The following is a 14,222-nucleotide window of genomic DNA, read 5'->3' as shown; positions in this document are numbered from 1 at the left end:
AGCCATACGATAACAATACCGTAAAACTGGTTCCATGTTTTTATGAATGAGGGAAGATCAGGATCAGCGTTGCTCACGGCCGCGTACAAATACCTGCAGGAACAAAGCAGCAAACAACAGGAACAGAACTCCGAATGTGATGATCCATCCAATGCCGTTATCAATAACTACGCCTGTGAACAGGCCGCAAACCACTGCTACCAGGTAGTACAGCGAATCAATATTTTTTTCTTTCTCTGCGGGTTGATGATGTGCCATGATATGTTTATTACAACTGTGCAAAAGTAATTGTTTCTGTAATGCGTAGCAAGAGGTTATTTTTTAAAATTAAGCTTGCTCTCATTCCATCCTCAGCGTCTTTATCGGGTTGGCAAAAGCCGCCTTTACCGACTGAAAGCTTACCGTAATAAACACGATCAGTATAACAGCTGCGCCCGCAGCAACGAACATCCACCATTCGATATTGATGTGATAGTTAAAACCTTGCAGCCATTCACTCATGGCATACCAGGTAAAAGGGAACGCGATAACAATAGCAATAAGCGAGAGCCATAAAAAGTTTTTGGACAACACAAAAGTTAAATTTGATACTGATGCCCCTAAAACTTTCCGAATAGTCACTTCCTTCATGCGTTGCTGGATGGAATACGATGATAAGCCAAACAGCCCAAGACAGGCAAGCACGATAGCAATAGCCGAAAATACATCCATCACTTTTCCCAAACGCAGTTCAGAACCATATAGCTTGTCGTAGTCATCATCCAGGAAACGGTAAGTAAAGGGTATCGATGGCACCAGGCTTCCCCATTTGGATCGTATACCGGCGATGGTCTTTTTCAGATCAGCGCCATTTATCTTTACCAGCAAACTCCTGCCGTAGTTGTCAGGGAAAAGCACCAGCGGTTTGATCGCATAGTGCATCGACTGAAAATTGAAGTCCTTAACTACCCCTCTTACATACCCGGGTCGTGTTGCATCCAGGAACATCTTTTTGCCGACTGCCTGTTGCGGCGTCCATCCAAGTGCTTTTGCGGCGGATTCATTAAGTATAAAATGGAAGATATTGTCTTCACTCTTTTCATGGGATACATCTTTAACGTCTTGCCGCGTAAGGTCGGAGCCTGCAACAATATCCATCCCCATTGTTTTTATATAATCTTCATCAATACGTTCGGCATTCACAGCCAGCTGCGAATTTTCAGGCATAGCTGCTGAACGCATATTGAACCCGGACAATATATTTACCGGCGTCCAAAAGCAGTGGGATATGCTTACTACGGACGGATCGGTTTTGAATTCCTGCTTGATAATATCAAGCTTATCTGCAACACTCTGATTCATTGGCAAAACCAGAACGTGGTCGCGATCGAATCCTAATTTTTTATGCTGAATGTAGTACAACTGATTCTGCATAATGAAGGTAGAAACAATTAGGAAAACCGAAATAACGAACTGGAACACAATGAGCGAATTACGCATCAGCTGGCCGGAGGCGGAATTTTTGAACTTGCCTTTAAGTCCTTTTATCGGGTCGAAACCGGAAATGATCAATGCGGGGTAACTTCCTGCCAGTAACGTTACAAGTGCAACAATAAGTAAACTACCCCCAATAAATTGCACAGAAAAAAAGGTGCTGCTTTCCAGCTGCCGCTGGGTAAGATTGTTAAAATAAGGCAGCGCTAAAATCGAAAATATATAGCTAAGTACCACCGCAAATGAACATAAAAGAGCCGATTCGCCTATAAACTGCCAGAAAAGCTGTTTTTTGCCGGCTCCAATTACCTTACGGACGCTTACTTCCTTAGCGCGTTCAATTGACCGCGCTGTGCTCAGGTTAATATAGGTAAAGCAGGCAATAACCAATATAAGCACGCCTACAATGCCTATGATATAAATATAGGTGATACTGTTGTTCGGTTCGAAACTATCATATTCAGAGTGCAGGTGTATCCATTTAAATGGTTCGAGATAGAAATTGATGGTGGCGCCTTTACCATCCATTTCCTTTTTCATAAAGGCCGGCAGTTTGGCCTGGAGGTTTTTTATGGCCGCTTCGTTTTTGAGCAACAAATAGGTGGTATAGTTGGCATCCCAATAGGTCTCTTCCTGGTCGGCGTGCAGCGACGAAAATGAGACCAGGAAATCATACTTGATCTGCGAGTTTGACGGGCAGTCGGCTATCAGGCCCGTCACCTTATACACACCCGTATCGCTGCCCACTTTAACCAATTTGCCGATCGGATCCTCATCGCCAAAATATCGTTTTGCCGCTGTTTGCGTAAATACTATCTCATTCGGCTCAGAAATTGCCGTTTTAGCATCACCCTTTAACAGTTTAAAGCTGAACATTTTAAAGAAAGAAGGATCAGCATATATGATACTTTTTTCGTTGAAAAACTTATCCTTATACAGTATGGGCTGGTTATATAAAGTCATTCTAACTGCATTCTCCACTTCGGGAAAAACCCTTTTGAAAGTAGGGGCCACCTTCGTGCTTGTAAAATTACCGGCCTTCGATTCGAAGGCTCCATCAAATTTATACTCCATTATTACGCGCGCAATGCGGTCGCCTTTTTGCTGAAACTGGTCATAACTTAATTCGTGCCGGATATACAATCCTATCAGCAGGCAGCTGCTAAGGCCTATAGATAGGCCGAAAATATTGATGAAGGAAGAGAATTTGTTTTTCCACAACCCGCGAAAGGCTACTTTGAAATAGTTTTTTAACATGGCTGTTATTTTGAGTTTTTAAGATCGCACTGTAACCGTTTCGTTCCTGCGCAGCATTGAAGCGTCGGCGCATTGATATCGTATACGAAGACGTTCGCAAGCTATACTTCGTTGCAAGGCACGATAGAATTCAATGCGATTATCGTATTATGGGGAGTGAACAGGGTTTTTGGATTCCTTTTTGTTAAAAGGTCCAAAAACCCTGCAGTTTAAGGATTGATCCTGGGTTTACTTAGCATATTGATGAACAGCCGGTACGCACCCGGTACACCCGCAGGCAGTTGCCTGAAAAATGCAAGCGAGGTGTAAATAAACCGCCCCTTGCCGTATTGCGTGGTTATCAACGCGCCGTCCTTAGGCCCTTCACCCGGGTCAGCCATTCGCAAAACCTTTTGATATTGCGGGTCGGCATCCTTCGTAAAATATAGACCGCGTTCCTGTATCCATCCGTCAAAATCCGACCGGCTGATCTTGTTTGGATAGTTTAAAACCGCGTTATTGGGATCGAGGATAGTTATTTTCGCATTCTCATCGGTAACACGCTCATTTACCACTTTGAACGGATATGGCCCAATTTCTTTGGTCACAAGTCCGCTGCTGTTATTATATTGCACAAGCAGGTTGCCGCCATTTTTAACATATTCCAATAGCTTAGGCTGATCGATGGCCAGCCGTTTATCCACATTATAAGCACGAACGCCAACTACTATGGCATCATAAACAGAAAGGTCGCCGTTAAGTATTTCGTTCTCATTAAGCTCACTCACATCGTAGCCCACCTGCTTCAAAGCATCCGGCACCAGATCGCCGGCGCCGTTAATGTAGCCTATCTTTTTTCCGGCGATCTTAAGATCCAGTTGCAATAGTTTGGCTTGTGCGGGAGGGAATAGGGTAATATTAGGAATATGGCTATAATTAATAGAAAGGATGCTGTTATTGTAAACTTTTCTATCGTTGCCCACACTTACTTCAGCTTCGAGCACACCTGTTTGTGATCTGTTTGCCGATGGGGTTATTGTAAAATTCTGCTCCCATTCATCGCCCTTGTTTTTATTGGTGAAGCCAACGCTTTCCGGGCTTATTTTCCATCCCACCGGGGCGCTTAGTTTTATCATTCCCGATGCTGCATTTTTAAAGCTTTTCAGCTTCAATTCTACCGTTTGCGGTTGTTGAGAATTAAAAATGTATGCCCTGTTTTCAATATTGGCGGTTACCGGTGGTGTAATTTCGACAGGCTGATATATTTCGCCTTTTGCCGGATCAACATATTTGTAAACCAATTGGCGGTCGTACTCGAAAACCTTTCCTTCAATTGTAAAAGTGTATTTAATAGCAGGCAGGTCGGGGTTTTCCGGGCTCCCAACCATCTGGTCGTCGTCAATGGTATATGAACCAACCCCATGTGTTTGTCGCAGCCAGTAAGGTTGGGTGATCTTCGCTGCCAGCACTTTGCTGTTAAAGGTTTGCACTTCATTCACCGGGATAGATTTCCCTCCGCCTCCGAAATTCATTCCGTCAACTACATTCACTTTTGAACGGTCATTATAGCGGCACAATACCTGCGACCGCACATCAATGCTATCGCCCAGGCTATAAGCCTGTTCATTAGCATAACTCTCAAACCAAAGCCCTGCAGATGCCGCTATCAGGTCAGCCAGGCCTCTCGTCTTCTGTTCGCGCCAATAAGTGTCGCCAAGCTTTTCCACCTCGCTGTAAACCTTTACCATATCCGCAACCGATCTGTCAGGATGGTCAGGGTCAAAATTCTTTTGTATAGCCTCAACATCTTTTCCTATAGCTTCGCCGCCTTTTACACGGCTCCATGTAGTGTTCACACCGTCCATCAGGTCATCTTTCGGAGCATCGCCCAAAATGGTTTTGAAATATTCAAAAGCATCGCCACGCTGCCTGGCCGAGCCAAAGCCCTGCGTTTTATGGTTTGAGCGGCTCTCCGCTGCAAGTTCGCCATAACCTTTACCAAGCAAAGGATTGTACACGCCTACATTTATTTTAAACTGGTCGGGAGAGATGGTATTGGTATTGCCGAAGTTGAAAGTGTTCCATAGCAAACGTTTGGCCTGCCATACCTGTACATATTTTAGCTGTTCGGGATAGCGTTTGGGGTCGGCGGCCGCCGCGAAAGCTTCCTGTGCCAGTATAGCAGATGCGGTGTGGTTGCCATGCCCGCCTTCTCCCGTCGTGGGAAAGCGGCAGATAATCACGTCCGGTCTAAACTTGCGTATCACCCAAACCACATCCCCTAACACCTTTTCCTTGTTCCAGAAATCAAGCGTTTCCTGCGGACCTTTAGAAAAACCAAAGTCTATTGCACGCGTAAAAAACTGCTCCGCCCCGTCCACTTTGCGCGCTGCCAATAGTTCCTGCGTGCGCACAAGGCCCAGCAATTCACCCTGTTCATTGCCGATCAGGTTCTGACCGCCGTCGCCGCGTGTCATCGATAAATAGCCGGCGCGGTAGTGCTTTTCCTGCGCCAGGTAACCCAGTAATCTCGTGTTCTCATCGTCGGGGTGTGCGGCAACATACAACACGCTTCCGAGCACGTCCAGCTTTTTAAGGTTTTGCTCAATGGTAACCATATCCGCGGGCGGGTTGGTTTGTGCTGTCGCTTCGAAAATGATAAACAGGCTTATAAAAAGCAGCACGATACGCTTCATAGTCAGTAAAATAGGCCGAAAGATAGGCAGATGAATTTAGTACTTCAAATCTAAAACAAAACTGTTACATCGGTAATTATACTGAAAACCAATCATTTGATTGAATTGCGGCTGGTGATAATCAAATGATTACATTAATATAACAAAAGTATTATTGACATAATCAATCGATTGATTAATTTTGTCGCCATTAAAGCAATGGATAAAGACAAGATAGATAAGAAGGATCATATCCTCGACGTAGCTGAAAGGGTATTTTCAGAGCTTGGATTTGATGGCGCGTCTACCCGTACCATATCGGGCGAGGCAGGCGTAAACATGGCGATGCTGAATTACTATTTCGGCTCGAAAGAAGGTTTATTCCTGGCGGTGTTCAACCGTAAGATCATTTCATTCCAGGACCTGCTCAAAAATATCGGCAGCGACGATAGTATCAGCGCCTGGAATAAGATCGAAAGATATATCGAGCTGTATACACAGCGCGTGGTTACCAATAATTGCTTTCAAAAACTACTTTACCAGGAATTGGCCAGGCAACGCAAAGGCGAGCTATCCGACCAGATCACCGAGATATTGATGAAGAACGTAGGCGAAGTGCGCAAAATATTAAATGAAGGCATTGCGACCGGGGAGTTCAAAAAAGAAATTGATATAGACATGGTTATTGCAACCATCTACGGCACCAAAAATTTTATCGTCAATTCACCTGCCCTTACGTCCAAAGTGCTTGGGTACGATATACAAAAGGAAAAGGTGATAGAGGAAAGATTAAGGCCGCGTATTGAAGCTTATTTAAAGACACTGTTAAAATCCTACTTGTTGAACGAACATGACAACTCACATAAATAAACCCCTTAACACGCGATCATTCAAAACAATGATCGACTACGCCATCCGCCTGGCAATTGCAGCCATATTAGCGGCGATGGTGGCCCTGCCGGCCGTTGCACAGGATAAAACCCTGACGCTTGACGAAGCTATAAAACTTGGCATACAGAACAGCAAGGTACTTAAACTGTCGCAGTCAAAGATCGACGAGGCAATTTCGCAATACAACCAGGCAAAGGACCAGGTATTGCCGACAGGCAAAGCAAGCTTTGGCTACAGCCGCGCCGAAATACCTGCCAATCATTTACAACTCGGGCCCGATAACGCTTTCAACCTGCCAAAGGATGCTAATGCTTATCTCGGCACCGTGTCGTTGAATGAGGCGATCTTCGCCGGAGGCAAGTACAAATACGCCCAGCAATCTACTGAATTGCTTACGCAGGTGGCTCGTCTGGATGCTGACAAGGACAAGGACGAGATCACTTACGATGTGATCAACTCCTACTACAATCTTTACAAGGTGTTGCAAAGCCTTAAAGTGGTTCAGCAAAACCTGACCTCCATCGATCAGCAGATACACCAATCGCAGCGCTTTTTTGACCAGGGGCTGGTGACCAAGAACGATGTATTGCGTTTCCAGCTACAGCGCGCAAACATCCAGTCGACACAGATCGATCTTGAAAGCAACCGAAAGGTGATCAATTACGACCTGAACATTATGCTGGGCCTGCCCGAAAGTACAATAATCAATATTGACCAGATCAAGGAAGCCGATCACCAGGTGGGAGCGCTTAGCGCTTATGTAGATTCAGCCATGGCAAACCGCCAGGAAGTACGGCAACTGCAACTTAGGTCGAAAGTGGCCGAAACAAACATTAAAAGCATAAAAGCTAACCAGCTTCCTACGCTTGCAGCTTCCTTTAGCGGCTATTATGTTGATATTAATGCCAATCCTATCCCAAAATCAGGCAGCTACATAACGCCGGTGACTTTAGGGTTGACACTTTCGTGGAACTTCTCCTCTCTATGGACCAACAAGAATAAAATTGCGGAGGCGAAGATACAGAGCGATGAAGTTGTGATCAACCAGGGCATTACCGCCGATAACATCCGCAACGATGTGAACAGAAGTTATCAAAATTACACCCGTTCACTCGATAAAATAAAACTGCTGCAAACGTCTATAGACCAGGCGGGTGAAAATGACAAAATATTGGAATCTAAATATAAAAGCAATATAGCATCGGCAACGGACCGGGTGGATGCCGAAACGCTGCTATACCAGGCTCAAATAAACCTGGAACTGGCTAAAGCCGATGCAGGGCTTGCTTACTATACTCTATTAAAATCAACCGGAAAACTTAGCAAATAACAACGACACAAAATGGCACAAGAACAAGAAACCCCAGCAAAAAAACCCAATAGGGTATTGCCTATAATATTAGGAGTAATACTGATAGGCGGTATCATATTCGGGATAAAAGAATACATATATTATAGTAAACATATTGATACTGACGATGCCCAGGTTGACGGCGACATCAGCCCCGTGGTGGCACGCGTAGGCGGCTATGTAGACAGCATCTTTTTTGAAGAGAATGGCCATGTTGAAAAGGGCCAGGTACTGGTAAAATTGGATGACCGCGATTACAAAGTGAAACTGGAGCAGGCATTGGCTGCAAAACAAAGTGCAAGTGCAGGCGTAAATGTTGGCCAGTCACAGATCAGCTCGACAGCAGCCAACTCATCGAGTGCCCGCGCGCAGGTAGAATCAGCCGCTGCAAAACTGGAAAAAGCCAACAAGGACTATGCGCGTTACGCCAATCTTGTAAAAGACGGCTCAGTTACCCAGCAACAATTTGACCAGGTGAAATCGGACCGCGATGTAGCTGAAGCTACATACAGGGCTGCACAGGATCAATACAAAGCAGCCCTTGAACAGGTTGGCACAACACAGAGCCAATTGAAGGTAACCAATGTTGGGGTAACCCAGCGCCAGGCCGATGTGGATTATGCAAAACTGCAGCTATCCTACGCAACCATTACTGCCCCTGCAAGCGGCATTGCATCAAAAAAGAACATACAGGTTGGCCAGCTGGTACAGCCGGGTCAAACTTTATTCTCCATTGTAAACGACAACAGCGTATACATCACTGCCAACTTTAAGGAAACCCAGCTGACCAACATGAAGGACGGCCAAAACGTGGATATCGAAGTGGATGCTTATCCCGATATGAAGCTGCATGGTAAGGTTTATAATTTTTCGGGTGCAACAGGCGCCAAATTTTCGCTGCTGCCTCCCGATAATGCTACCGGCAACTACGTAAAAGTGGTTCAGCGCGTGCCTGTAAAAATAAAGCTTAATGCAAGCAAGGATACATTGGCAATGCTCCGTCCGGGCATGAGCGTAAATGTTTCTGTTATCTATAAAGACTAATTGTAATGGCTGAAAAGGGTTTTAGAAAATGGATTATTACCGTAACGGTAATAACAGCCGCTTTGCTTGAGTTGATCGATACAACGATAGTAAACGTTGCGCTGCCAAAGATCCAGGGGAACCTGGGCGCGACCCTGGAGGACGTTGCCTGGGTGGTGACCGGCTATGCGGTAGCTAACGTGATCATACTCCCGATGTCGGGATGGTTGGGGGCATATTTCGGTAGGAAGAATTATTTTATAGCTTCCATCGTAATTTTTACGATAGCCTCGTTCCTGTGTGGTAATTCAACCTCATTAAACGAACTGGTAATTTTCCGTATCCTCCAGGGATTTGCCGGTGGAGGTCTTATATCAACCGGGCAGGCAATTTTGCTGGAGACCTGGCCACGTGAGCAAATAGGTACTGCAACTGCCTTGTTCGGACTGGGCGCTGTCGTGGGGCCAACGGTTGGCCCTACAATTGGCGGGTATATTACCGACCATACTACCTGGAAATGGATATTTTATGTGAATATACCTGTAGGCGCCATAGCAGCTTTCTTTGCGCTCACCTTTGTACGCGAAACGCCGAGAGATGCCAAAGGAAAGCCGATAGATTGGTGGGGCATAGCGTTATTGGCAATAGCCGTTGGTAGCTTGCAAACAATATTGGAAAAAGGAGAATCGGAAGACTGGTTTGCGAAACCGTACATCCTGGTATTAACTATCGCTGCCGTATTAGGGACATTATTGTTTATCTGGCGCGAATTAAGCACCGATCACCCGATTGTGAATTTCAGCATCATGCGGCATCGGAGTTTCGCTGTGGGTATGTTTACATCCTTTATATTGGGCTTTGGGCTTTACGGTTCGGTGTTCGTCTTCCCTGTATTTTGCCAGAACCTGCTTGGCTTTACAGCGCAGCAAACCGGCGAGCTTTTGTTCCCGGGCGGTCTGTGTACCATTGTGATGATGCCTTTTATTGGGAAAATGCTCAATAAAGGCGTACCTGCTCAATTTATGGCAACAATAGGTATGGCGCTGTTCTTTGTATTTACATTTATGCTGAGTCATTCTACTTTGGACACAGGCGAAGTCCAGGTGCTGATCCCGCTGCTGATAAGGGGTGTGGGTATGGCCCTGCTGTTTGTACCCCTGACTACCCTGGCAATAGCCGATCTGAAAGGGCCGGAAGTAGGACAGGGTACCGGCTTAAATAATATGATGAGACAGCTTGGCGGTTCGTTTGGTATTGCAGCATTAACCACCCTGATCCACGTACGCCAGGGCTTGCACAGAAGCAACCTGCTGAGCAATGTTAACATTTATAACAATGCGTTTGTGCAACGGATGCATATGTTGGAACAAGGATTTATGGCTAAAGGGAAGGGCGCCCTTGAAGCCACTCAAATGGCCTACCGCGCTATAGAAGGCGCCGTAGTACGGCAAACCTTGTTACTTACCTACAATGATGCTTATTTAATATCCGGCCTGGTTATGCTTTTTTCCATCCCGCTGCTTTATCTGCAGCCGTTCAAAAAGTCTAATGCCAAAATGCCGGTGGACGCACACTAAAAGAATAAAGCCGTTCTGTTTACACAGGACGGCTTTCCCCAAAAAAAAATTTAACAATTAAAAGTTAGTTTTATCATCTTCGAAAGCCATTCTCTGCAAAAAGTCTGTACCCCCGAAGTTGTTTCTCTTAAAGCCTAAAATTAGGTTTTTTTTGAACAAATTCCCAAATTTTTAGGTGAAAATATTGATATTCCATCGATCAAAAGCATTAAGCCAGGCATGTCAGTTTTTTAACATACTTTAAATCAAATATTTATATTTAGTGGTCTGGAGCGTTTTGAAACAAAAGCGATAAAAAACACTTTATTAGCTTGATATGAAAGTATTAAGTAAAGTCTATTTTAAACACCTGTGGAAAGTGATCGTTGCTACTTTTATGGGTTTCATTAACGATAACGGGCTTAAGCTAAGTGCTTCGCTGGCTTATTACACGGTTTTTTCAATTGCCCCGCTTATAATACTGGTTATTTCGATAACCAGCCTCGTACTTGGCCATTATAATTTCAACGATACCGTTTACGCCCAGATACAACATTTTATGGGTAAGGACGCAGCTCTTCAGCTGCAGGAAATTGTAAAGCATCTTGCTCTTTCCGGAAAGACCGGAGTTGCGCTTATTGCTGGGATTGTTATCCTGCTGATTGGAGCCAGTAGCATGTTCGTTGAAATACAAGACTCTTTGAATATCATCTGGCGGGTAAAAGCAAAACCCAAAAAGGGCTGGCTCAAGTTTCTAAAAAATCGTTTCCTGTCTTTTTCATTGATCATAAGCCTCGGGTTCTTGTTGCTTGTATCCCTTATCATTAATATCGCCATTAATGCTTTAAGTGAACGGCTTACCCATTTTCTTCCTGCCATTACAGTTACACTTTTCGATCTTATAAATCTCGCGATCACCTTAGTTGTGATAGCCGTATTATTTGGTATCATTTTCAAATTCCTGCCCGATGCAAAAATTAAGTGGCGCGATGTACGATCGGGGGCAATATTTACCGCGCTCCTGTTTATGCTCGGTCAATATCTTATCGGCTTGTATTTGAAATACACCGCACAAGGTTCGGCATACGGCGCTGCGGGCTCGCTTATTATTATCCTGGTTTGGATCTATTACACATCGGCCATATTGTATATCGGCGCAGAATTTACACAGGTATATGCTGAGGCCATAGGCAGCAGTATTGAACCTGCCGAATACGCCGTACATATTGAGCAAACCGAAGTAGAGCTCGAGGTCGAAGAATTGCCGCCACAAAACCCCGACTTGCAGGGCAATCTTCAAAAACCGGCACCACAGGGCAACAAAAAAACCTGATCAGTAATTTTCGTGGATATAGGTCATTACCCTAACCATCTCTTCGCGTATATCGCGGCTTGGCCGTGTAAAATTATTGTTCATGAAAGAAAAGGCAAGGCGCTTTCCTTTTCGCGTTATCAAATAACCGCTTTGGTTATGGTTGTTTGACAGCGAACCTGTTTTGGCCCAAACAAAGGGAACGCCGTTATCGGTTTGATACGCTTTTCTTATTGTACCCGCCACTCCTCCGGCCGGCATCAGGCTATGCAGCAAACTATCGTTCTTCATCTGGTCAGATATTTTACAAAGCAAGGCAACAATACTTCTTGGTGTAAATAAATTGAATCTCGATAAGCCGGAACCATCAACCCATTGCGGTACATCTGGCAGGTCGTTAAGATAATGTTCTTTCGAATACCGTATCACGGAATCTGCATTCAGCGCATTGAACTTCACCGACGAGCACACCAGCAATAACTGCTCGGCAATAAAATTGTCGCTTGGCTGCAGCATGTGCCTGTAAACCGTATCCGCGTTGGCATCGCAGATAGTTTTTGCATTTTCCGGCATTGGAACATGAACTTCATATACCGGCTTTTTCAAAGTGTCCTGCAGCAACGAAATGGTCAAATCGGTACTTGTTTTCCACGGTATCTCCTGGTGAAAGTCAGCGGGTACCGGCATCGCCGGGTAAACGAATGTGTTGCTCAAAAAATCGCGCCGCACCTTGAAAGATGCTGGTTTATAGTTGCTATCACATTTAAGGTAAATACTTAGCCCGGCGGGACTTATCTGTAGCCTGCCTGTTTTATCCGATGACAAAACCGCAACATTGTCCTCTATTGGGAACTCCGTTATTTCTGCCTGGTAATAATCGTTATAGTCGTCCCATGCCCACCCGGAGCCATAAAAATCGTTTTTATAAAAGCCCGACGAGAAGAAGAGTTTCTTATTCGAGTTTTTAAGAAAATTGTACCCGTTTATAGCCCTGAGCCCCGTTTGAAGGAAGGATGGATCGCCGGTACCCCAAAAGATTAGCGAGTCTCCCCTCTCCGAATATCTGAATGCGGGGATAGAATCGCCAAGTATTCGCAGGCAGGTGTAAAATGTAAAAAGCTTTGTGTTGGATGCAGGTGTAAAATATTTATCATCATTCAACTCATAGATCATCTTTTTGGTATCCATGTCATACAAGGCAAAACCGGTAAAGTGGTCATTACTTATCGCTGACTGCTTAAACAGTTTTTCTATTTTTCGTTTCCTGATGGTTCCCCGATAAGCACATGAACACACAAGTAACGAAAAACATGCTATTAACACTATTCTGGCTGTCGTTGGGCGCATTATTTCTATAACTAAAGTTTTTGTTATAAATTTATATTATCCAATTATAAGCAAATTGTTATTCAAAATACTTCATAGGGCTTCTATCCTGCCTGCTTTAACGTTGATAACATGGATATGCTTTACTGGTGTGCCAGCAGAGGCGCAATATTTCGATCTGAATAACGGCGTCAAGTCCTCTACCTTACATTTCAGGCTTATCAGGAACCTCGTTGTTATCAAGCTAAAGATAAATGACAAGGGGCCATTTAATTTTATATTGGACACCGGGGTTGGGATGATGGTAATAACCGACCCGAAAATGGTAGACTCGATAAATCTGCAAAGTAAGCGAACGATAAGAATAGCCGGCTTGGGTGAGGGTGATGACTTTGAGGCCTATGTCACTCCCCCTCTAAAGATAGATATACCCGATTTGACCAGCTATGATGTAGCAGCCACCATGCTAAGGACCGAACATTTTAACTTATCGGGCTTTGTAGGTATCCCAATACACGGGTTGTTGGGGTATGAGTTTTTCAACAACCTGGCGGTAAAAATGAATTTTGTTGACAGCACGCTTACTGTTTACAGACCGAAAGATGTCCGCCTGTTCCGAAGGGGTGAAAAAATACCCATTACTGTAGAAGCGCGTAAACCCTATATGCAGGCAGTTGTCCTTTTACCAAATGGCTTAATGCAGCAGTGCAAACTGATCATCGACCTTGGAGCAGGGCACCCTGTCTCGCTCGAAAACATGATCAAGAAACATGGCCTTCCTCAAAAATTCATCGCAGCAAATTTAGGTGTCGGGCTTGCCGGTCCTATTTTTGGCTTTCTTAGCAGGATAGATGAAATCGACGTCGGAAAATATAAAATAAAAAAGGTTATCACTTCTTTCCCGAACGACTACGATTCCACCACGTTAAAATATATGTCCGTATCAAGGGACGGAAACCTGGGAATTGGCTTGCTTAAGCGTTTTAATGTCATATTTGATTACCCGGACAATGCCATGTACCTGAAACCTAATGCAGCATTTCACAACCCCTTTGAACATGATATGAGCGGAATAGAATATTACGCGGGAGGCGAAGATTTTAAACACATTATCGTAAGCAGGGTTGAACCAGGCTCGTCGGCTGATGAAGTTGGATTAGTTAAGGACGATGAAATTACGGCGATAAATTTTAAACCTGTGGCGGAAATGTCTCTGGAGGAAATAGATAATATTTTCAGATCAAAAGACGGTCGAAACCTGCTCATCGAAGTCTTCCACGACCATAAATATGACAGGGTAATACTTACCCTGAAACGAAGGATCTGAAGCTTTGCAGATTTGCTTCCGTTTGCCTAATAAGCAAATAACGTGTTAGTAT

General features: G+C 44.5%; 10 protein-coding genes. 6 read left to right on the top strand and 4 right to left on the bottom strand.

Annotation, left to right across the window (positions count from 1 at the left end; genetic code table 11):
* Nucleotides 1-63: 63 nt before the first annotated feature.
* The 3 genes from FRZ54_RS03965 to FRZ54_RS03955 all read right to left on the bottom strand — a co-directional run bounded on the left by FRZ54_RS03965 (nt 64) and on the right by FRZ54_RS03955 (nt 5,405).
* Nucleotides 64-258, bottom strand: a complete 195-nt coding sequence (locus FRZ54_RS03965) for a hypothetical protein (protein ID WP_147030350.1) — start codon at nt 256-258, stop codon at nt 64-66.
* An 81-nt stretch (nt 259-339) separates the two neighbouring features.
* Nucleotides 340-2,730, bottom strand: a complete 2,391-nt coding sequence (locus FRZ54_RS03960) for an ABC transporter permease (protein ID WP_147030349.1) — start codon at nt 2,728-2,730, stop codon at nt 340-342.
* 209 nt (nt 2,731-2,939) lie between these two features.
* On the bottom strand, nt 2,940-5,405 hold the full coding sequence (locus FRZ54_RS03955) for a PIG-L family deacetylase (RefSeq protein ID WP_147030348.1): 2,466 nt from the start codon (nt 5,403-5,405) through the stop codon (nt 2,940-2,942).
* A gap of 198 nt (nt 5,406-5,603) precedes the next feature.
* On the opposite strand from FRZ54_RS03955, the gene FRZ54_RS03950 reads away from it, so the two are divergent.
* The 5 genes from FRZ54_RS03950 to FRZ54_RS03930 all read left to right on the top strand — a co-directional run bounded on the left by FRZ54_RS03950 (nt 5,604) and on the right by FRZ54_RS03930 (nt 11,538).
* Complete coding sequence (locus FRZ54_RS03950; RefSeq protein WP_147030347.1) at nt 5,604-6,254, top strand: TetR/AcrR family transcriptional regulator; 651 nt, start codon at nt 5,604-5,606, stop codon at nt 6,252-6,254.
* A complete protein-coding gene (locus FRZ54_RS03945) occupies nt 6,235-7,605 on the top strand; it encodes a TolC family protein (protein WP_228462616.1) in 1,371 nt (456 codons plus the stop codon). The genes FRZ54_RS03950 and FRZ54_RS03945 overlap by 20 nt, the downstream gene beginning before the upstream one ends.
* A gap of 12 nt (nt 7,606-7,617) precedes the next feature.
* Nucleotides 7,618-8,670, top strand: coding sequence for an HlyD family secretion protein (locus tag FRZ54_RS03940; RefSeq protein ID WP_147030346.1), 1,053 nt, complete (start codon nt 7,618-7,620; stop codon nt 8,668-8,670).
* Nucleotides 8,671-8,675: 5 nt separating this feature from the next.
* Entirely contained in the window at nt 8,676-10,226 is a 1,551-nt protein-coding gene (locus tag FRZ54_RS03935; RefSeq protein WP_147030345.1) for a DHA2 family efflux MFS transporter permease subunit, read from the top strand.
* Between the two features lie 316 nt (nt 10,227-10,542).
* Nucleotides 10,543-11,538, top strand: a complete 996-nt coding sequence (locus FRZ54_RS03930; protein ID WP_147030344.1) for a YihY/virulence factor BrkB family protein — start codon at nt 10,543-10,545, stop codon at nt 11,536-11,538.
* Here FRZ54_RS03930 and FRZ54_RS03925 read toward each other — a convergent pair whose 3' ends face one another.
* A complete protein-coding gene (locus FRZ54_RS03925; protein WP_147030343.1) occupies nt 11,539-12,864 on the bottom strand; it encodes a D-alanyl-D-alanine carboxypeptidase/D-alanyl-D-alanine-endopeptidase in 1,326 nt (441 codons plus the stop codon).
* Between the two features lie 55 nt (nt 12,865-12,919).
* Here FRZ54_RS03925 and FRZ54_RS03920 point away from each other — a divergent pair, with 55 nt between their 5' ends.
* Complete coding sequence (locus FRZ54_RS03920; RefSeq protein ID WP_228462615.1) at nt 12,920-14,170, top strand: aspartyl protease family protein; 1,251 nt, start codon at nt 12,920-12,922, stop codon at nt 14,168-14,170.
* Nucleotides 14,171-14,222 lie beyond the last annotated feature (52 nt).

This window comes from Mucilaginibacter ginsenosidivorans (assembly GCF_007971025.1).
In the GTDB taxonomy this organism is placed as follows: domain Bacteria; phylum Bacteroidota; class Bacteroidia; order Sphingobacteriales; family Sphingobacteriaceae; genus Mucilaginibacter; species Mucilaginibacter ginsenosidivorans.
Note: the sequence above shows the minus strand (reverse complement) of the source record. Positions and strands in the feature narration are given on the sequence as shown.